Raw genomic sequence first — 19,695 nt, forward strand, 5'->3', positions numbered from 1 at the left:
GGGCCAGTTCCTGGTGCTCGGGGGAATTGATGACGTCGCTGGTGACGTGGTCGTACGGGTTCGCCGGATCGAACTCGCCGAGTCGTACCCGTACGCGGCCGCCCGGTTGAGGTGCGGGAGCACTGGCGGGAAATCCACAACCTGATCATCCCGACAAGTCCGCTGTCGAAGTCTGACGTCGAGGAACGCGCCGCCCGCAACCATCTCGAAGTCGCCTACGCCGACGGCGTACCGGTCGGCTGCTCAACCGTCCGCCCGCCCACCGACGGCGCCGCGACGGTAATCGCACGCGTGCGCCCCGAGTACCGACGCCGCGGCCACGGCACCGAGATCTTCGACCGGGCGCTGGGGGCGGCGCACGACCTCGGCGCGGAATCGGTCGTGACAGTCATCCTGGCGTCCAATGAGGATGGATTGGCCTTCGCCCACAAACGCGGTTTCGTAGAGTTCGACCGCTACCTCCTTCCCGGCGACACGATCCCATTCATCGACCTTCGGCTGGAGCGGTAGGGCGACGGACCGCCGGCAGCTATGGCGCGGTGGCCTCCGGAGCGCCGGATCAGAAGCAACGTCGTCCGGGGCGCGCGGGAAGAGGCCGTCGTATATGGCCCGCGGCAAACCGGTCCGCCGCCACCACCGTCGGTCTGCCGCCACCACCGTCGGTCTGCCCCGGCCGCCGTCTGCCGCCGTCCGCTCTGGCCGCCGCAAGAAGCCAACGGGTGCCGTCTTAGCGCGGGTCCCGGTTGTAAAGCCTGCGCGCCCAGACGTAGCCGACCGCGGTCAGCACCAGGCACCACGCGAGCGCGAGCCAGCCGTTGCGGCCGACGCCCGTGCCGAGCAGCAGGCCGCGCAGGGTTTCCATCATGGGCGTGAACGGCTGGTATTCCGCGAACCAGCGCAGCCCCGCCGGCATCGAGGAAGCCGGCACGAACCCGCTGCCCAGGAACGGGAAGAGCAGGAGCAGCAGCGGCCAGTTGCTCGCCGTCTCGACGGTCTTGGCGGCCAGGCCGCTGGCGACCGCCAGCCAGGTGATCGCGATCGTCACGGCGAGCAGGAGGCCGAGCGCGGCGAGCCACTCCACAGGTGTCGCGGTGGGGCGGAAGCCGACCGCCAGGCCAACCGCGACCAGGACGATCACGCCGAACATCGTCTGCAGGACGTTCGCGGTGACGTGGCCGGTCAGCACCGACGGGCGGAAGATCGCCATGGTCTTGAAGCGGGCGATGATGCCCTCGGTGATATCCATCGCGATTGTGGTCGCGGTGCCGGCGGCGCTGCTGGCGATGCTGAGCAGCAGGATGCCGGGCGTCACGTAGTCGGCGTACTGCGCGCGGCCGCCGCCCGGCGTGAGACCGGCGCCGAGCGTGCCGCCCAGGACGAACACGAACAGGAGCAGGAAGACGACCGGCATCCCGATCAACATCATCGTCATCGTCGGGTAGCGCCGCATTCGGCGGAGGTTGCGCCGCAGCATGGTGCGGGTGTCGCGGACCGCGTACGTCATTGTGGTCATCGCACGACCTCCTCGGGTCGGCCGGTCAGCGTCAGGAACACGTCGTCGAGGTCGGGGGAGTGCAGGCTGACCTGAGAGGCGGTCACCTCGCCGAGCCGGTTGAGCAGGTCGCGCAGCTCGGCCGGTGTCGCCTCGCCGGGAACGCGCAGCGCTAGCTTGGACGGCTCCGGTGAGGCCGACGGCAGGAGCGCCGCGGCGCGGTCGAGGTCGGCCGGCGAGGCGAACCGCAGTTCCACGTGGCCGCCCGGCACCAGCCGCTTGAGCTCCTCCGGAGTCCCCGAGGCGACGACCCGGCCGTGGTCGAGCAGGGCGATCCGGTCGGCCAGCTGGTCGGCCTCCTCCAGATATTGCGTGGTCAGGAACAGCGTCACCCCGCCCTGCACCAGGTCGCGGATCATCTCCCAGACGGCCCGACGGCTGCGCGGGTCGAGTCCGGTCGTCGGCTCATCGAGGAAGATCACCCGAGGTGAGCCGACGAGCGTCATCGCCAGGTCGAGCCGCCGCCGCATGCCGCCCGACCAGGTCATCACCGGCTTGCGCGCGACCTCGCCGAGGTCGAACCGCTCGATCAGCTCGGCGGTCCGCTGCCGGCCGGCGGCCGGCGGCAGATGTCGCAGGTCGGCCATCAGCCGGAGGTTTTCCTCGCCGGTGAACAGCCCGTCGACCGCCACGAACTGGCCGGTCAGCGCGATCGCGTCGCGCACCGCGTCGGGCTCGCGCGCGACGTCGTGCCCGGCCACCCACGCGCGGCCGGAATCGGGGCGGATCAGCGTCGACATGATGTTGACCGCGGTGGTCTTCCCGGCGCCGTTCGGTCCGAGCAGCGCGAACACCGTCCCGGCCGGCACGATCAGGTCGAGGCCGTCGAGGACGACCTTCTTCCCGTACGCCTTGGTCAGCGCGACCACCTCGACCGCGTTCATCCCGCCCTCCGGACGACGATGTTGCCGACGTGGGTGCGCGCCTTGATCGTGACCGAGTTCTCCCCGTCGGCCGGTGCTCCGCCGGTCAGCAGTTCGTTGCGCACCTGGCCGGCCGTGGTGTTGAGGTCGAGCCAGGCCGCGCTGCCCTGCCGCACGCCGACCTCGAGCGAGCCGGCCGCGGTCGTCATCGTCACCGTTCCCCGGACCACCTCGCCGATCTCGATCCGCCCGTTGGCATTGCGCGCCACCACGTCGCCGAGCGCCCGGTCGATGGTCACCACCCCGTTGGCCCCGTCGACCTGGATCTCGCCGGTGGCCTCACCGATGCGGCTGCCGCCGTTGCTGTTGCTGACTTTGACCGGCCCGTCGACCCGGCCGATGTCGACCCCGCCGTTGCTGGCCACGACCTCGGCCGATCCGGCTTCGACCACTGTCACGTCGCCGCTCGAGCATCGCAGGTGAAGCTTCTCGGCCTTCGCGATGTGCACGTCGCCGTACGCCGTCCGTAACCGCACCTCACCGAGCGAGCCCTCGGTGACTATTTCGCCCATGGCGGTCTCGCCTATGAGACTCGAGCCCTCGGGCAACCGGAGGCGGACGTCGACCGCGCCGGTGCGGGTGAGCAGCGAGCCGAGCCGGGGCGCGCGGGCGGTCAGCACGCCGCCGGCGAACTCGATCTTGGTCTGCTCGGCGACCCGGACGTCGGCCTTCCGGCCGGGGTCGACCGGCGTCACCTCGAGCACGGTGTCAATGCGCGGTTCGGCGGTGATCCGCACGTTGGCGATCACCATGCTGAACTGGAGTCGGGCGGTGATCGGCCCGGGGGTGTCGAATGTCGGCATCGTGCTCCTCCTCGTCGGTGCGGCAGTCATCGGGCCCAGCCCTGGAAGCTGTCGCCTCCGCCGTGGGTGCGACCGGTCGACTTGCGCTGGCCGGGAAGGGCCGCGGTCGCCGCATGCACCAGCCAGGAGTTGACCGAGACGTGCTCACGGGCGGCCGCCTCCTCGACCCGGGCCTTGGTCTCCTCGGGCAGGCGCAGGTTGATGCGCGCGGTCGCGCTCTTCTCGTCGATCACCATGGGCTCGGGCTCGGGCTCGGGCTCCGGCGATGGCGCGGCCGGAGGAGACGGAAGGGTCACGACGAAATCGGGGTCGCGACCGTTGAGCCGGACCCAAACCGAGCCCGGCGCCATCTCGCGGGTGATCTCGGCGCCGGCTGCCGCCAAGGCCTCCATCAGCGTCAGCCGGATCGCTGACTCGAGCGGCGCGGTGAGGCGCTCGGCCAGCGCCCGCGCCTCATCTCCACCGGCCTCGGCGGCGATCGCGAGCTCCCGTCTCACCAGTTCGACGTAGGGCATCAGATCCATGGCGCCATATTGGCACCACGATGGCATCATCGCAAGCGGATCTGGCTCAGATGTGAGCCATGGCTGGCTCAAAAAGAAGCCCGAACGCCTGTCACACACCGGCCGGGGCCGGTGTCTTGATGCCCGAGCGATTCCTACGAGCGGAGGAAGTCATGGCTGGGCACACCCGCATACCGAGGGCCGAACCGACCGGCGTCTACGGGGCGATCGTCAAGCGGATGTCGCGCAGAATGCTGGGAGAGGTGGCGGAGCCGGTCGAAGTGGCGTGGCACAACCGCAAGATCCTCAACTTCGGCTTCAGCATCGTGCGACAGACGAAGAGGTGGGACCAGTGCGACGAAAACCTGAAGTCGTTCGCGCACCTCGCGGTCGCGACCATGGCGGGGTGCAGCTTCTGCCTCGACTTCGGTTACTTCCAGGCGCACAACAGCGGACTCGACATGGTCAAGGCACAAGCGGTGCCACGATGGCGTGCGTCGGAGTTGTTCACGCCGCTCGAGCGCGATGTCCTGGCCTATGCCGAGGCGATGACCGCGACGCCGCCGGAGGTGACCGATGAGTTGTCGGCGCGGCTGCTCGCCGCACTCGGCCCGGCGGCCCTGGTGGAGCTGACCATGATCGTGGCGGTGGCCAACCTGACGGCCCGCGGCAACACCGCGCTCGGCATAAGCTCGCAGGGCTTCTCCGACTCGTGCGTGGTGTCGCGGGCATGAGCGACGACCCGTTCGTGGGGCACCGAGGACTGCTCTTCACAGTGGCTTACGAGATGCTCGGATCGGCGGCCGACGCCGAAGACGTCGTGCAGGAGACCTGGTTGCGGTGGGCCGGGCTGGGCGACGCCGCTCGCGGCGAGGTGCGCGACCCGCGTACGTATCTGGTGCGCATCGTGACGCGGCAGGCTCTCAACCGGCTGCGCACCGTGGCTCGCCGGCGGGAAGACTACATCGGGCCCTGGCTGCCCGAGCCCCTGCTGACCAGCCCCGATGTGGCCGAAGACGTCGAGCTGGCCGAGAGCGTCTCGATGGCGATGCTGACCGTGCTCGAGACGCTGTTCCCGGCCGAGCGGGCGGTCTTCTTGCTGCGCGAAGTGTTCGACGTGCCCTATGAGGAGATCGCCGAGGCGGTCGGCAAGTCCGAACCGGCGGTGCGCCAGATCGCCCATCGAGCCCGGCAGCACGTCGCGGCCCGGCGACCGCGCAGCCAGGTGAGCCAGGCCGAGCAGCGCGAGGTGGTCGACCGGTTCCTGGCCGCGCTGTCCACGGGCGACGTGCAGGGTCTGATGGACGTGCTGGCACCCGACGTCGTGCTGGTCTCCGACGGCGGCGGCCTGGCCGGCGCGGCCCGCAAGCCGATCAGCGGCGCCGAACGGCTGGTCCGTTTCCTGACGTCGCGCGGCGCTCGCGACGTGGTGGGCGCCGCGGCCTGGCTCAACGGCGCCCCGGGCTTCGTTCTCCTGGGCGACGACCATGCCGTGGTCGCGGCGGTCGGCCTCGCCGTCGAGCACGGCCAGATCAAACGGATGTACGCGGTCGCCAACCCCGGCAAACTGGAACGGCTCACCACCGAGGCCGCGCTCACCCGCGCACCGCAGGGAGGCCGCCACTGAACCACCGGCGTGCGCCCGGCTCCGGCGTGCCCGGCTCCGGCGTGCGCCCGGCGCTGGCGTGGGCCCGGGACTGGCGTGGGCCCGGGACTGGCGTGGGCCCGGGACTGGCGTGCGCCCGGCTCCGGCGTGTGCACCACCACCAGCTCGCTGGCCGCGCGCTCCAATGGCGTGAGGAGAGCCAGTCCTCCCCGGCTGAGTGCGACGAAGGTCGGGGCCTCGGCGGTGGGCGGACCGCAGCGGCTGGGCTGGCGCGACGACAGCTGACGCTGGCGAGCAGCGGAGGAACGGCGGCGGGACGACGGCACCCCTTCGCCCTGGCGCCGCAAATCCACACCCACTGTCCCACCACCAGCCGAGCCGGGGCTTGGCGGGGCGGGAGGCGGGCCTACAGCCGTCGAGTGTGGACGGAGCGGGACGGGCGTCGAGTGGGGTGGCTGGTTGGGTGGGGGCTGCGGCGTACGGGAAGGAGCCGGCGGGGGACCGCCGGGCCGGCACCGCGGTGGAACGGTGCCGGGCCGGAGAAGGTGGGTTGTCAGATTTTGCCGGTGCCGGCGCTTGCTGTGACGATCGATTTGACGCTGTTGTTGGCGTCGACTGTGTAGGGGTAGGGGATCGCGGCGACGCTGGCGCCGTTGCGGGTTTGGGGAGTGCCGGAGTTGACCAGGTAGTTGTTGAGGAGCTTGACGTTGCCGGCCGGGGAGTCGCCGGTCTGGGTGACGACGGTGTTGGGGGTGTTCTCGAAGTAGTTGCGCTCGACGTAGACGCCGGCGTTGCAGGTTGAGGCGATGCCGTAGGTGCCGCTGTTGTAGTAGTAGTTGTTGTAGACGTGCACCGGGTTGCCGAAGCGGACGCGCGGGCCGCGCTGGTCGCAGTTGCGGAAGTAGTTGTGGTGGAAGGTCACGCGCAGGTGGCCGGTGTCCTCGGACGCGTTGTCGTCGCTGTGGCCGAGCAGGTCGCACTTGATGTGGTCGTGCTCGTAGTTCCAGGACACGGTGATGTAGTCGGCGGCGTGGGTGATGTCGATCAGGCCGTCGTAGTAGTCGGTGCCGTGGGACGTGTCGCTTGACAGGTCGTTGTGGTCGATCCAGATGTGGGTCGACTTCTCGACGTGGATGGCGTCGCCGTTGCCGTTGCCGGCCAGCACCTTGGCGATCTTCAAGTTGCGGACGATGACGTTGTTGACGCCCTTGATTTTCAGCCCGCAGCCGGTGAGGCCGGAGCTGGAGCCGACGCCGATGACGGTCTTGTTGGACGTCACGGTCACGTCGGAGGAGCAGCTGAAGTTGCCGTTGACGTTGATCGTCTCGGAGGTGCTGGAGCCGACCGCGCTGGTCAGCGCCGACAGGCTGGTCACCGTCACGGTCGTGCTCGCCGAACCGCCGGAGGTGCCGCCGGCCTGGGTCGACCAGCCCTCCTGGTTGAAAGTGGCGGCGTGGGCGGCCGGCGCGTAGGCGAGGGTCGCGAAGGCGGTCGCGGCGATCGCGCCGAGGGCGACGCGTTTCGCACCGGACAGGCCGAAGATGCTGGACAACTGGACCTCCTGGTCGAGGACGGGCCCAGAACCGGGGGGAGCGGTCCCTGGGAGGACAGGAAAGCGCTTACCTCAGCGGCAACATATCGACCTGTATCGATTCCGTCAAGAGTGCTAGCGTCACCGGATGGCGAGGGCGACGGTCTGGATCGGCGGCAGCACCGGCTCGGGCAAAACGACCGTCACACGCATTTTGGCCGCCCGTCATGGGCTGCGCGTCTTCCCGATCGACGCGTTCTGGTATTCGCACGTCCGCCGCCTCCGCAAGCCGGCCGACGATCCCAGCGCCGGCAACCCGAGCACCGGCAACCCGAGCGCCGGCGACGCCGGCCCCGGCGAGCGCAGCGCCGACGAAAACGGCGCCGACGAACCCAGCCCCGACGAGCAGTGGCTCGGCATGACCCCGGCCGAGCAGGCGGCCGACTTCGAGGCCCTGACCCGCAAGCGATGGCCACTCGTCCTCGCCGATCTCGACGCCCTGCCGCCCGACCCTCCCGTGATCGTCGAAGGCCCTCAGGTTCTCCCCGATCTGATCCCGCCCGGCGACCGCGCGTACTTCCTCGTCGGCACCGCCGAATGGCAGCGTGACGTCCTCGCCCAGCGGCCGCTCCCGGCGACCGCCGATCCGCCCCGCGCGCTGGCCAACCGGATCGAGAAGGATCGTCTTTACGGCGAGCGGGTTGTCGTCCTCGCCCGGGCGAGAGGTTTCCCGGTGATCCTGGTCGACGGCAGCCGCAAGCCGGAGGAGATCGCCGACGAGATCACCGGCCTGCCCGAGCCCGGCCCCCGCCCCGGCGTTTCCGCGGCCCGGCGCTGGGAGAACCGGATCGTCGCCGACAACATCCGCAGCTGGCTGGCGTCCTCGCACCGGACGGCCGAATTGCCGGAGGCATGGCCGTTCGCCTGCGAATGCGGCCGGTCCACGTGCACTGTGATGGTGCCGCGCTCGCTACCCGAGTTCGACGCGTCCAAGCGGGTGCGGGCCGATGGGCATTGAGGCAGCGGTAGGGGGAAGGCGGTGCTCGCCTGGGCACGATCTGTTAGAAAAGACCAGGCCAAACTCCCCGCCGTGATGGGGCTCTCTGCATGATCAGTGACGTGTCCATCGACCGGGCGGAGGTCGCCGGCTTGCCGCCGGACCGGCTTTCCGCGCGGTTGCTGGCGTACGCCCTGATCGAGCAGACGCAGGTGGCGCCCCGTCCGGAGCTGCTCGAGCGGCTGATCGACGAGGCCGAGGTCGCCGGCTGGGGTGAGGTGCTGGTGACGCTCCTGCACAGCCGGCTGTTGTTCCGCAGTCTTCAGGGTGCTGACCTCGGGGCGCTCCGGGACGCGTCCGACGCCATGGTCGGGGCGGCTCAGGCCACCACCGACGAGGTTCTGATCGGTCTCGCGCTGTCGGCGAGGGCCCTCTTCCTGATGGACGCACACTCCGACGAACCGGGCGAAGATTCGACCGATCTGCTGGCCCGGGCGGTCGCGATGCTCGACGACGCGTTCTTCTCCGAGGACGGCAGCCTCGGTGTGCGCGCCGTCGACCTGCAGGCGGCCTATGTCGAGTGCGGGCAGGCCTTCCACCGGCTCGACCTGTGGGAGCTGGAGGAGGAGATGTACGCGCGGGCCGCCGCCTCGCTCGACCTTCCGCTCCCGGCCAAGGTCGCCGGGGTCCGCACGATGACCCGCCGGGTGCTCGTCGTCAACCGGCTCGAGGGTGCGGCCGCCCTGGCCTGCGCACTCCTGGAGGTCGGCGACCGTAACCGGGCCCGCGGGGTCGCCGCCGACGCGGCCCGGCCGACGAAGGCCGAGCGGGCCGACCTGCCCGGCATGTGGGCGATCGAGATGCTCGCCCTGGAACGCCTCCTCGACGTGATCGCCGGCGTTCCCGATCTGCCCGGCGGTCCGACCGCGGTCGATCAGGGGCATTTCGCCGGCCTGTCCGAGAGCACCTGGCCCGGCTACCGCGCCTGTCTGCTGCTGGCCGCCGCGGTCGGCCACCACGACCGCGACGATTTCGCCGAGGCGGCGGCGCTGGCCGAGCAGGCGCTGAGCCTGCTCGACGACTACAAGCCGAGCGTCCGCACGCTCGCGATGAGCCTGGCCGCCTCCCACTCGGCGGACGTGGCCGCGCTGCGCTGGGCGCACCACCTCGCCGAGCTGCGCTGGAACACCCGGCTGGCCGTGCTCGGCGCGGTCCGCACCCGCCTCGCGGCGGCCCGCATGCTGCGGCAGGGCGAGCAGCTCAACCGCCAGGCGTACGTCGATGCCCTGACCGGTGTCGCCAACCGGCACGCCGAGACGCGCCATCTGGCCCGGCTGCGGCGCCGGGAGCCCCGTGAGCGGCTGGCGGTGGTGCTGGTCGATGTGGATCATTTCAAGGCGGTCAACGACACTTTCGGCCACGGTGTCGGCGACGACGTGCTCCGGGTGATCGGTGCGATTCTGCAGGGCGCTATCCGCGCCACCGATCTTGCCGTACGCCTCGGCGGGGACGAGTTCATGCTCCTCGTCGACCTTCCACCGGGGCAGGACGCGCCCCCGATCGCCGCCGACGTGATCACCGCGGTCAACCTGCACGCGTGGGAGGAGATCGCGGCCGGGTTGCGGGTCGGGGTGAGCGCGGGGCAGGCGGCCGGCCCGGCGCGCGAGGTCGACAGCCTGATGCGCGCGGCCGACGACAACCTCTACCGCGCCAAGGCGGCCGGCCGTGGCCGCGCCGTCGCCGCGTACAACTTCTAGGCGGTCGCCGCGCACTTGTGGCGGTCGATATCGAAAGATATCGTTCGACATTGTCGGTGTGTGTTCACTCGTGGGTGGGGGCGTCGATGGGTCGTTGGCTCCGGGCGTTGGTCGGTCTCCTTCTGGTTCTTCTCGTCGCGCCGCTTCCCGCCCGGGCGGCCGAGAAGCCGGCGGCGGCGAAGCCGGCGAAAGCCGCACACGCGGTGACCTTCGACGGTTACTCGTTCATGGTCGACGGGAAGCGGACCTACCTGTGGTCAGGGGAGTTCCATTACTTCCGGTTGCCGAGCCCCAGCCTGTGGCTCGACATCTTCCAGAAGATGAAGGCGGCCGGCTTCAACTCCACCTCGCTCTACTTCGACTGGGGCTACCACTCGCCGGCCCCCGGGGTCTACGACTTCAGCGGCGTCCGCGACGTCGACCTGCTGCTCGACATGGCGCAGCAGGCCGGCCTCTACGTCATCGCCCGCCCGGCGCCCTACATCAACGCCGAGGTCGACGGCGGCGGGCTGCCCGGCTGGCTGACCACCAAGGACGAACAGAACCGCACGGATGACCCCAAATTCCTTTCGTACGCCGACGAATGGCTCACCCGGATCGACAGGATCCTCGCGCGCCACCAGCTGACCAACGGCACCGGATCGGTCATCGCCTACCAGGTCGAGAACGAGTACTACAACGGCGACACGGCCGGCCGTCAGTACATGAAGCACCTCGAGGACAAAGCGAAGGCGGACGGCATCACGGTCCCGTTGACCGGCAACAACAACGGGACGTTCAACGACGGGGTCGGAAAGCTCGACATCGACGGCCCCGACTCGTACCCCCAGGGTTTTGATTGTTCGAATCCGACCGTGTGGCGGGGCGTGCCGGACATCAGTTACGACCATCCGGAGGGCCGGCCGCTCTACACGCCGGAATTCCAGGGCGGCGCTTTCGACCCGTGGGGTGGGCCGGGTTACGACAAGTGCGCGCAGCTGATCAACGACCAGTTCGCGAACGTGTTCTACAAGAACAACATCGCGGTGGGGGCGACCGCCCAGAGTTTCTACATGACCTATGGCGGCACCAACTGGGGCTGGCTGGGCGAGCCGCAGAACTACACGTCCTACGACTACGGCGCGGCGATCCGGGAGACGCGGCAGCTGGATCCGAAGTATTACCAGGACAAGCTGATCGGCTATCTGACCCAGTCGATGCCGGATCTGACGAAGACCGACCGCATCTCGGCGACTCCGCCCGACGACGCGGCGATCGTCGACAATGCCCGGCGTAATCCGGACACCGGCGCCCAGTTCCACGTGTTGCGGCACAACGACTCCACGTCGACCGCGGTCGACCGGACGCACATCGCGATCGACTTCAACGCACGGGCGACCACGTCGTACAGCTATGACGACGTGGATCCGGCCCTGCAATACACCGGTGCCTGGTCGCACGTGGCCAACCAGAGCTACACCGGAAGCGATTATCAGAACACGGAGTCGTTCTCGAATGCCGCCGGGGATTCGTTGACCGTCCCGTTCAGCGGCACCGCGATCCGGTGGATCGGGTCGAAGACCAACAATCACGGGTTCGCCGACGTCTATGTCGACGGGGTCAAGCAGGCCACCGTGGACTGTTCCGGCGGGACGGCCCAGGCCGTTCTGTTCCAGGCGAAGGGTCTCGCCGACGGGCCGCACACCCTGAAGATCGTCGTGACCGGCACGCACGCTTCCGGATCGACCGACAACTTCGTCCCGGTCGACGCGATCGACCTGCCTCCGGCAGTGGCCACGGCCGAGCCGGTCTATCCGACCGTTCCGCAGAAGCCGGGAACCGCGATCACCTTGAACGGCCGCGATTCCAAGGTGATCGTCGCCGACGCGAAACTCGGCCAGGCCCAGATGCAGTATTCGACGTCGGAACTGCTCACGCAGGCCACGATCGGGTCGCAGGACGTGGCCGTTCTCTACGGTGACCCGGGCACCGACGGCGAGACCGTGCTGCGCTTCGCGGCGAAGCCGAAGGTCGAGGGCGCGGTCGAGCAGACCTGGGATCCGGCGACCGGCGACCTTCGCCTCAACTACGTCCACAGCGGGCTGGCGAGAATCACGATCACGCCGGCCGGACAGCGGCCGCTGCTCCTCCTGCTGGCCGACAAGCCGACCGCCGAGACGTTCTGGCGCCAGGACACCGCGAACGGGCCGGTGCTCGTACGCGGCACGCACCTGCTGCGAACGGCGACCAGCGCCGCCGGCGGCCGGGTACTCGCATTGACCGGCGACAACGCGACCGACCCGGACATCGAGGTGTTCAGCACGGCGAAAACGGTCCTGTGGAATGGTTCCGTCGTCACGAAGGGCACCATCCCGACCGCCGCGCCCATCTCCCTGCCCGCGCTGACCGATTGGAAGCACCAGGCCGAGTCCCCGGAGGCGCAGCCCGGATTCGACGACTCGACCTGGCCGGTCGCCGACAAGACGTCCACCTTCAGCGTCACCGGTCCCGGCTCGCTGCCGGTCCTCTACGCCGACGACTACGGATTCCACACCGGCAGCACCTGGTATCGCGGCCGGTTCCCGACCTCGGCCGGCGTCACCGGCGTCCATCTCAGCTCCGATTCCGGCGGCGGTGCGCAGGCGTTCTCGGCCTGGCTCAACGGCGTTTTCCTGGGCAGCTCGACCAATGGCAGCGGCAATTTCACCTTCCCGGCCGGCGCGTTGCGGACCAGCGGCGACAACGTCGTCTCAGTGCTGACGGTCAACATGGGCCACGAGGAGGACTACAACTCCAGCAACGGCAACAAAGCGGCCCGCGGCCTCACCGGTGCCTCGCTGATCGGCGCGCCGACCGCGCCGATCACCTGGCGGCTCCAGGGCGTACGCGGCCGCGAGAACCTGATCGACCCGGTGCGCGGACCGCTCGCGACCGGCGGCCTGTTCGGCGAGCGGGCCGGCTGGCAGTTGCCCGGATTCGACGACCGCCGCTGGAATGCCGTGTCGCTGCCGAACCGGGAGACCACGCCGGGCGTTTCCTGGTACCGCACGACCGCCGATCTGCGCCTCCCGAAACGGCAGGACACGTCGCTCGGGCTGACCATCGCCGACGACCCGTCGCATCGCTACCGGGCCGAGCTCTACGTGAACGGCTGGCTGCTCGGCAACTACGTCAACTACCTCGGACCGCAGCACAGCTTCCCGATTCCGAACGGCATTCTGCGCACCGACGGGCGCAACACGATCGCCATCGCGGTCTGGAATCTGGACGGCTCGACCGGCGGCCTCGGACAGGTGTCGCTGACCAGTTACGGCAGCTATGCGTCGTCCCTCAGGGTGGCCGATGTCGCCAGTCCGGGTTATGACGCCCGGAAATACGCGATGCCGACCGCTCCGAGCGTCGTCGTCGACCTGCAGGTGCCGTCGAGTGTCCAGCCCGGCACGCCCTTTACCGCCACGGCGGAGGTGACCGGCTCGCGCGCGGCCTCCAGGATCGCGCCGGCCCTGACCGCGCCGGCCGGATGGACGGTCGGCGCCCCGCAGCCCGTGTCGGCCCGGTCTCTGCCGGCGACCTTCACCTGGCAGGTCACGCCACCGACCGGCGCCCAACCGCCGACCGCCGCGCTGAAGGCGACCGTCTCCTACACGCTGAACGGCCACCGCCGGACGGCCACCGATGAACGGATCGTCGGTGACTATGCGCCACCACCGGGCGGCACGGTAGCGGTCAGTGACCTGCCGTTCCTGAGCGCCACCAACGGCTGGGGCCCGGTCGAGCGCGACACCAGCAACGGCGAGCAGGCGGCGGGCGACGGCAAGCCGATCACCATCGCGGGCCAGACCTACGCCAAGGGCCTCGGCACCAACTCGGTCAGCGACGTCCAGGTCTACCTCGGCGGCAAGTGCACGAGCTTCACGGCGACCGTCGGCGTCGACGACGAGCAGAACGGGGCCGGCACGGTGACGTTCCAGGTGCTCGCCGACGGCAGGTCACTGGTCACGACTCCGGTTCTGCGCTCGGGCCAGACGAGCGCCATCGACCTCGACGTCACCAATGCGCAGGCTCTCGAACTGGTGGTGGGGGACGGCGGCGACGGGAACGGCAACGACCACGGAGACTGGGCGGTGCCTACGCTGACGTGTAGTTGAGCCCACGCCGCCCGATCTCGTTCAACTGCGACGGCTGGAACCGGTCGGGCCAGTCCTTCTCGTAGTGCTCGGCCGGGAAGTCGCTCGGGCTCGCGCCACTCAGGAACGCCTCGCGCACGCTCGCGGCGTACGTCTCGTTGCGGGGGCACCACGGTGCCGCCGGGATGTACATGACGTTGCCCCAGCCCTTCTGGTCCTGCACCGGGGCCACGCTGTGGATCATGTCGCAGTGCCACCAGACCGAGTCGCCGGCCTTGACGTCGGGGATCCCGGTGAGCGCCGCGATCAGGTCGGGGTGCCACTTGTTGCCGGCCGGGAAGACCTGGTTGACCGTGACGCCGCACATGTCGTCGTCGGGCACGTCGTCGAGCAGCGGGCGCAGCATCAGGTAGGCCATCGCCTCGGGGATCGGCACAGTGTGCAGCACGCCCTGGTCGTGGTCCATGTCGGACAGAGCGGTCCAGCCCTGGAACGTGCGGAAGACCGAGCACATGGTCGAACCCGGATATTGCGGGCCGGCGGTGCGGTAGGCGGCGTCCCACGGGTCGTACTGCTCGACCGAGCCGTCGAACAGGTGCCGGAACGCCTTCTGATAGGCCGCGGTCATCCACAGGTCGAGCGTGCCCGGGTCGAGGTGGGTGCCGAGCCCGGCCGAGTCGGCGCCCTCGGGCCGGCGGCGGATGCGGTCGGGGTAGAGCGAGTCGCGGTCCGGGTCGAACCAGGTCCGGCCTTCCGATTGGTGCTTCCACCGGGCGTTCAGAAAGGACTGGACATTAGCCATGCGGACGCTCTGACGGGCTTCCATCTGGGCCGTTGACCAGTAGATCGGGTAGATCTCGGGCTTGGAGCCGACGCTGCCGAAGAAGTCGTCGCCCGGGCCGCGGTAGTTCTCGAAGAAGTGATTGCCCTCGACGTAGTCGACGATCTCCCGGTCCCACCGCAGGGCCTGCTCGCGCTCGAAGTGGCCGCGAACGACCAGGCAGCCGCGGCGCTTCAACAGGTCGAGCTGGGATTGCGGCACGGTTCCGGCGGCGATATCGGCGTACGAGATAACCGGCCAGACCGTCTGACCGTCAGCCTTCGCCGCCGCGATGTCGTCGGCGGCGGCGCGGACGCGCCGCTCGACGACCGCGAAGACCTCGTCGACCGAACGCCCGGAGGCGGCGATGCGCTCGCGCAGCGCCGCCTTGATCTCGCGGATCGCGGCCGGCAGGTCGGCCGGCGTCTCCTCCCAGTGCGGCAACATCGCTGACTCCTTCTAGTAAGGCCCCTTTACTCGGCCATCGTAGGACCCGGCCTTCTTTCTAGGCAACCCCCTTGACTAGAATCGGCGCGTGGAGACCAACCCGGTTCGCTCCCTGACCGACGAGCAGGTGCTGCGCGCCCTCCTGCACCACCGCCGCCTCACCCGCGCCGAGCTGGCCGCCGAGATCGGCGTCTCCAAGCCGACCGCCGGCGAGAGCGTGCGGCGGCTGACCGAACGCGGCCTGCTCGCCGACACCGGCGAACGCACCCCCGGCGGCCGGGGCAAGGGTCGCGTCGGGCAGTACTACGCGCTCGCCGACCCCGGATCCGCCCTGGTCATCGGCATCGCCCCGACCGGCGTCGCCGCCGAGCTCATCGACGCCTACGGCGACACCCTCGCCCGGGCCACCCGGCCCATCGACCGCCCGGCCCACCCGGCCGCCGTGGTCAGGGCGCTGCAATCGGTCACCCTTTCCTTCGGTACGCCACCCGGAGTAACGCCCCAGCAAAAAACAGCCCCGGCCGTGACTACACCCCCGGCCCCGCCGCCGGCCCGCCCGGCACCGCCTTCCGAGGCCCAGTCCCCTGGGAAGCGGTCGCCAACAGGCGCCCCTTCGCCGGACAAGGCCCCGTTCGCCGAGCGTCCGCCGACCGCGGGTGTGTCGGATCCGGCTGTGTCCGGCGGCCGTTCGCCGGGCGCGTCTCCATCGGGTGAGGCTCCGTTCGGTGGCCGTTCGCCGGGCTGGTCTCCGTCGGGTGAGGCTTCGTTCGGTGGCCGTGCGTCGGGCGCGTCTTCGTCGGTTGGGCAAGCGCCTACCGAGTCTTCGTCCGGTGCGCCGTCATCGGGCTCGTTTGCGGCGGCCGCGTTCTTCTCTGCGGTCCGACCGCGGCTCGCTGTGGTGAGCGCCGCCGATCCGGTCGACCGGGCGACGGGTCGTCTCGTGCAGCTGCCGGACGCGCCGTTTCTCGTCGGCTCGCTCGACCCGGTGGCGGTGCTGTCGGACTACGTCGACGGGCCGGTCGTGGTCGACAACGACGTCAACTGGGCGGCCCGCGCCGAGCCTGCCTCGTCCGACTTCGCCTACCTGTTCCTCGGCGAGGGGCTCGGCTGCGCGATCGTGAGCGACGGCTCGGTGCAACGCGGCCGCTCGGGCCTGGCCGGCGAGATCGCCCACATTCTCACCGTGGGCAGAGACGGCCGGGCGACCCCCTTCATCGAGGTCTTCCGTGCTCTCGGCCTGCGCCGGCCCGACTCGAGCGCGATCGACGTCGGCCGGCTGCTCGCCGCTCCCGTCGCCGACCGCAGGGCGATCGGCAAAGCGGTCGCCGGCGTCGTCGCCGCGATCGTGGCCCTGGCCGACCCCGCCGAGATAGTGCTCGGCGGCGCCTGGGGCCCCGCCCTGCTGGTGGAGATCATCGCGGCGGTCGCGGGCACCCCGCGCCCGCTCCCGGTCCGGGCCAGCGCGGTCACCGGCGAGTCGTCCCTGGCCGCCGCCCGTCAGGACGCCCTCGACCGCCTGCGCGCCCAGATCGTCGATTCGCGCTAACGCTCGCCGAGCCGGCAGCTGTCGGTGCACCCGGCCTTCTCGCCGACCTGGTTGCTCGCCACGGCATGGGGGCCGCGTCGATCCGCGTCTTTTGCCGCTGATCCTGCGCGAGGCCCTTCGCCGGGCCGGACGCGGGGTGGGGCGTGGACCCCGCGCGGCGTGACGAGAGCGCGGAGCGTGCGACCTATCGCGCACCTCGCCGACGAGCCGGCCGCCGCGAGCGTCGGGGTTTTAAGGTGCAGCCGTGCCCTCTCATGAGCCGCCCCGTTACGAGTGCCCGTTCTGCTCGATGGCCGCCGGCCGCCCGATCGGCATCGGCCGTGCCACCGACTACGTCGCGCGCACCGAGCTTGCCATGACGCTCGTCGCCCCGCGCTGGTGGCCCAACAATCCCGGCCACGCCCTCGTCGTTCCGCTGGCCCACCACGAGAACCTCTACGACCTGCCCTCGCCGGTCGGCTACGCCGTTCACGACCTGGTTCGGGCCGTCGCCGGCGCGATGCGGGACGCCTACGGGTGTCAGGGCATCACGGTCCGGCAGAACAACGAGCCGGCCGGTAATCAGACCGTCTTGCACTACCACGTGCACGTGTTTCCGCGGCATCCCGGCGACGACCTGCACCGTAACGACCCGCTGCCGGGCCTGGCCGACACGGAGGAACGGCGACGTTACGCCGACCTGTTGCGCTCGCGCCTGAGGTGAGTCAGCGGATGCCGTCGCGGCGCAGGGTGCGGGCCAGGGCCTCGGTGTGCCGGGTGACGGCGGCGACGACCTGGTCGAGGTGGTCCCCGGTGGCCAGGTGGGCCGGCATCGAGCAGGAGATGGCGTCGGTGGCCGGGATGCGGTAGCCGACCGCTACGGCGACGCAGGCGACGCCCTCGGTGTTCTGCTCCCGTTCGAAGGCCCAGCCCCGCTTGCGTACGGCATCGAGCTCGGCGTGCAACGCCGCCCGGTCCGTGATGCTGTTGGGCGTCAGCCCTTCCAATTGGGCCGGGAGCAGGGCGTCGATCTCGGCTTCGGTCAGGTCGGCCATGAGTGCCTGGCCGAGCGCGGTGACGTTGGCCGGCAGCCGGCGGCCGACCCGCTGGACCAGGCGGACCGTGTCGCGGGATTCGCGGCTGGCCAGGTAGAGCACGTGGGCGTCGTCGCGGCGGGCGTAGTGGATCGTGTAGCCGATCTCGGTGCGCAGGTCCTCGAGGGTCTCGTACGCGAAGCGGAGCGCGGGGTCGCGGTCGAGGTAGGCCGTGCCGGAGAGCAGCGCGTGCGGGCCGACGCCGAACGCCGAGCCGGTCTCGTCGGCCTCGACCCATTTGAGCTCGCGCAGCGTGCGGACCAGCGCGTGCAGGCTGGAGCGCGGGTATCCCATGCGTTCCTGCAGCTCGGACAGGGTCAGCCGGGTCGGCGAGGCGGCCAGCGTCTCGAGGATCTTCACGGTGCGCTCGGCCGACTTGACCGGCGAGGCGTCATTGATGGCCGACGATGTGGGCTCGGGCAGGGAGATTCGGGCTCGGGGCATGGATCCCAACCATCGTGATCGATTGTTTCTGCAGTGTTGACGGTCATCATACCGGCGGTTAGCTTGTCCCTACTCACGTTCCACACACGCAAATTGAGTCCACATATGTAGACAGGAGGCAGGCACGTGGCTGGGAGGAGAGCGCTCGCGGTGGCAGTGGCCGCCGTGATCGCGGCCGGCGGCCTGGTGGCCTGCGGCAGCGACAAGCCGAAGGCCGACGCCAAGGCCGAGCTTCAGATCTGGGTCCGCAAGCCGCCCGGTTCCAATACCGAGAAGACCGATATCCAGCTGGCCGCGAAGTTCACCGCCGAAACCGGCATCCCGGCCAAGGTGACCGCGCTCTTCGACGACTTCGAGACCAAGCTTCAGCAGGCGGCGGCGCAGAAACACCTGCCCGACATCGTCATCAACGACACCGACCAGGTCGGCACGCTGGTGAAGCAGGGGATCGTCACGCCGGTCGACAAGAGCACGTTCACCGGCGCGGCCGACCTCACGGCGTCGGCGTGGCAGGCCGCGACCGCCTCGGACGGGAAGATCTACGGCGTGCCGTTCTCGCTGCAGTCGTACGCGCTGCTGATCCGCAAGGACTGGCGCACCAAGGTCGGCCTGCCCGAGCCCAAGAGCTGGGCCGACCTCGACGCGCTGGCCAAGGCCTTCACCACGAAGGACCCCGACGGCGACGGCAAGGCCGACACGTACGGCTACGTCATCCCCGGTTCGACCAAGCGCGGCTACATGTCGTGGTACTTCTCGACCTGGCTGTGGTCGAACGGCGGCGACTTCCTCAGCGGGAAGCCCGGCGCGTACACCCCGGCGATCAACAGCGCGCAGTCGGTGGCCGCCGTCGACGAGCTGAAGAAGCAGTTCTGCACCGACAAGACGGTGGTGCCGGGCTCGATCACCGCGCAGACGACCGACGCCCACCCGCTGTTCGAATCGGGCAAGGGCGGCATCTATCTGACCGGGCCGTACAACATGGCCCGCTTCGACAAGAACCTGGGCAAGGACAAGTACGAGGTCGTCGCCCTTCCAGCCGGTCCCCAGGGCACCGGGCCGGCGACTCTGGGCGAGGGCGAGAACGTCTACCTGATGGCCGGCTCGAAGAACCCGGCCGGGCAGCTCAAGTTCGCCGAGTTCGCCACCTCGGTCGAGGGTCAGACGATCGGCATGGCCGGCAACACCGACGGCAACGTGGTGCGGTCACCGGTCAACAGCAAGGTCAACACCGATTCCGTACGCAACGACCCCCGCTGGACGCTCTACGGCCAGCTCCTGCAGCAGGACGCGCACTACGCACCCGCCGTGCCGGACTGGGCGCCCTTCCGCCAGGACTCGGCCGACACGCTCAACGCGATCGCGTCCAACTGCTCGCTGGACGTGAAGTCCCAGCTCGACAAGCTCGCCGGCACCTTCAACGACGAGCTCAGCAAGCAAGGGGCCAAGGCGTAATGGCTGAGCTGGCTATGCCATGCCGTTCTGGCCCTCGCCGGCAAGGCCGTCCGCAGCTGACGGCGAGTGCCGCTCGGTGCAGGCGGTCATGACGCTCGCGCCGACCGCGCCGACCCCGGAGAAGGTTGCCAAGGC

Annotated in this window: 15 protein-coding genes and 1 pseudogene; 9 read left to right on the forward strand and 7 right to left on the reverse strand. The window is 69.9% G+C overall.

The window, feature by feature from the left end; translation table 11 throughout:
- Positions 1-90 precede the first annotated feature (90 nt).
- Positions 91-510: pseudogene (locus AB0M88_RS47685) on the forward strand (GNAT family N-acetyltransferase); the annotation flags it as partial.
- 217 nt (positions 511-727) lie between these two features.
- On the opposite strand, the gene AB0M88_RS47690 reads toward AB0M88_RS47685, so the two are convergent.
- The 4 genes from AB0M88_RS47690 to AB0M88_RS47705 are packed head-to-tail and all read right to left on the reverse strand — an operon-like array spanning position 728 to position 3,802.
- The gene (locus AB0M88_RS47690) at positions 728-1,513 is read right to left on the reverse strand and encodes an ABC transporter permease (protein WP_364113954.1); all 786 of its coding nucleotides are present in this window, start codon (positions 1,511-1,513) and stop codon (positions 728-730) included.
- Positions 1,510-2,436: an ATP-binding cassette domain-containing protein gene (locus AB0M88_RS47695; protein ID WP_364113956.1), complete on the reverse strand. Its 927-nt coding sequence runs from the start codon at positions 2,434-2,436 to the stop codon at positions 1,510-1,512. The genes AB0M88_RS47690 and AB0M88_RS47695 overlap by 4 nt, the downstream gene beginning before the upstream one ends.
- Positions 2,433-3,278 carry a DUF4097 family beta strand repeat-containing protein gene (locus tag AB0M88_RS47700; RefSeq protein ID WP_364113958.1) on the reverse strand — a complete coding sequence of 282 codons (846 nt, stop codon included), beginning with the start codon at positions 3,276-3,278 and terminating at the stop codon, positions 2,433-2,435. The genes AB0M88_RS47695 and AB0M88_RS47700 overlap by 4 nt, the downstream gene beginning before the upstream one ends.
- 26 nt (positions 3,279-3,304) lie before the next feature.
- Positions 3,305-3,802, reverse strand: a complete 498-nt coding sequence (locus AB0M88_RS47705) for a toxin-antitoxin system HicB family antitoxin (RefSeq protein ID WP_364113960.1) — start codon at positions 3,800-3,802, stop codon at positions 3,305-3,307.
- A 152-nt stretch (positions 3,803-3,954) separates the two neighbouring features.
- On the opposite strand from AB0M88_RS47705, the gene AB0M88_RS47710 reads away from it, so the two are divergent.
- Together AB0M88_RS47710 and AB0M88_RS47715 are read left to right on the forward strand one after the other, a co-directional pair.
- Positions 3,955-4,515: a carboxymuconolactone decarboxylase family protein gene (locus tag AB0M88_RS47710; RefSeq protein ID WP_364113962.1), complete on the forward strand. Its 561-nt coding sequence runs from the start codon at positions 3,955-3,957 to the stop codon at positions 4,513-4,515.
- Entirely contained in the window at positions 4,512-5,408 is an 897-nt protein-coding gene (locus AB0M88_RS47715) for an RNA polymerase sigma-70 factor (RefSeq protein WP_364113964.1), read from the forward strand. The genes AB0M88_RS47710 and AB0M88_RS47715 overlap by 4 nt, the downstream gene beginning before the upstream one ends.
- Before the next feature lie 532 nt (positions 5,409-5,940).
- Here the strand turns inward: AB0M88_RS47715 and AB0M88_RS47720 are convergent.
- Positions 5,941-6,939, reverse strand: a complete 999-nt coding sequence (locus AB0M88_RS47720; protein ID WP_364113966.1) for a right-handed parallel beta-helix repeat-containing protein — start codon at positions 6,937-6,939, stop codon at positions 5,941-5,943.
- A 127-nt stretch (positions 6,940-7,066) separates the two neighbouring features.
- Between AB0M88_RS47720 and AB0M88_RS47725 the strand changes: the two genes are divergently transcribed.
- The 3 genes from AB0M88_RS47725 (at position 7,067) to AB0M88_RS47735 (ending at position 13,799) form a co-directional block, all read left to right on the forward strand.
- Entirely contained in the window at positions 7,067-7,936 is an 870-nt protein-coding gene (locus AB0M88_RS47725) for a hypothetical protein (RefSeq protein ID WP_364113968.1), read from the forward strand.
- Between the two features lie 101 nt (positions 7,937-8,037).
- Entirely contained in the window at positions 8,038-9,672 is a 1,635-nt protein-coding gene (locus tag AB0M88_RS47730; RefSeq protein WP_364113970.1) for a GGDEF domain-containing protein, read from the forward strand.
- Between the two features lie 86 nt (positions 9,673-9,758).
- A complete protein-coding gene (locus AB0M88_RS47735) occupies positions 9,759-13,799 on the forward strand; it encodes a beta-galactosidase (protein WP_364113972.1) in 4,041 nt (1,346 codons plus the stop codon).
- Here AB0M88_RS47735 and AB0M88_RS47740 read toward each other — a convergent pair.
- A complete protein-coding gene (locus tag AB0M88_RS47740; protein ID WP_364113974.1) occupies positions 13,780-15,045 on the reverse strand; it encodes a YbiU family protein in 1,266 nt (421 codons plus the stop codon). The two genes, AB0M88_RS47735 and AB0M88_RS47740, sit on opposite strands and share 20 nt — an antisense overlap.
- An 88-nt stretch (positions 15,046-15,133) precedes the next feature.
- Between AB0M88_RS47740 and AB0M88_RS47745 the strand changes: the two genes are divergently transcribed.
- Together AB0M88_RS47745 and AB0M88_RS47750 are read left to right on the forward strand one after the other, a co-directional pair.
- On the forward strand, positions 15,134-16,591 hold the full coding sequence (locus tag AB0M88_RS47745) for an ROK family transcriptional regulator (protein ID WP_364113976.1): 1,458 nt from the start codon (positions 15,134-15,136) through the stop codon (positions 16,589-16,591).
- 244 nt (positions 16,592-16,835) lie between these two features.
- Complete coding sequence (locus AB0M88_RS47750; RefSeq protein WP_364113978.1) at positions 16,836-17,294, forward strand: HIT family protein; 459 nt, start codon at positions 16,836-16,838, stop codon at positions 17,292-17,294.
- Position 17,295: 1 nt separating this feature from the next.
- Here AB0M88_RS47750 and AB0M88_RS47755 read toward each other — a convergent pair whose 3' ends face one another.
- Entirely contained in the window at positions 17,296-18,108 is an 813-nt protein-coding gene (locus tag AB0M88_RS47755; protein ID WP_364113980.1) for an IclR family transcriptional regulator, read from the reverse strand.
- 150 nt (positions 18,109-18,258) lie between these two features.
- On the opposite strand from AB0M88_RS47755, the gene AB0M88_RS47760 reads away from it, so the two are divergent.
- Positions 18,259-19,560: a sugar ABC transporter substrate-binding protein gene (locus AB0M88_RS47760; protein WP_364113982.1), complete on the forward strand. Its 1,302-nt coding sequence runs from the start codon at positions 18,259-18,261 to the stop codon at positions 19,558-19,560.
- The last annotated feature ends 135 nt before the right edge of the window (positions 19,561-19,695 follow it).

This window comes from Actinoplanes sp. NPDC051411 (assembly GCF_040682075.1).
Lineage (GTDB): Bacteria > Actinomycetota > Actinomycetes > Mycobacteriales > Micromonosporaceae > Actinoplanes.

Bases quoted from the DNA above. Each gene is read 5' to 3' on its own strand.
- AB0M88_RS47700 (WP_364113958.1), bottom strand. From the start codon at position 3,278: ATGCCGACATTCGACACCCCCGGGCCGATCACCGCCCGACTCCAGTTC.
- AB0M88_RS47755 (WP_364113980.1), bottom strand. From the start codon at position 18,108: ATGCCCCGAGCCCGAATCTCCCTGCCCGAGCCCACATCGTCGGCCATC.
- AB0M88_RS47715 (WP_364113964.1), top strand. From the start codon at position 4,512: ATGAGCGACGACCCGTTCGTGGGGCACCGAGGACTGCTCTTCACAGTG.
- AB0M88_RS47695 (WP_364113956.1), bottom strand. From the start codon at position 2,436: ATGAACGCGGTCGAGGTGGTCGCGCTGACCAAGGCGTACGGGAAGAAG.
- AB0M88_RS47725 (WP_364113968.1), top strand. From the start codon at position 7,067: ATGGCGAGGGCGACGGTCTGGATCGGCGGCAGCACCGGCTCGGGCAAA.
- AB0M88_RS47735 (WP_364113972.1), top strand. From the start codon at position 9,759: ATGGGTCGTTGGCTCCGGGCGTTGGTCGGTCTCCTTCTGGTTCTTCTC.
- AB0M88_RS47710 (WP_364113962.1), top strand. From the start codon at position 3,955: ATGGCTGGGCACACCCGCATACCGAGGGCCGAACCGACCGGCGTCTAC.
- AB0M88_RS47740 (WP_364113974.1), bottom strand. From the start codon at position 15,045: ATGTTGCCGCACTGGGAGGAGACGCCGGCCGACCTGCCGGCCGCGATC.
- AB0M88_RS47705 (WP_364113960.1), bottom strand. From the start codon at position 3,802: ATGGATCTGATGCCCTACGTCGAACTGGTGAGACGGGAGCTCGCGATC.
- AB0M88_RS47690 (WP_364113954.1), bottom strand. From the start codon at position 1,513: ATGACCACAATGACGTACGCGGTCCGCGACACCCGCACCATGCTGCGG.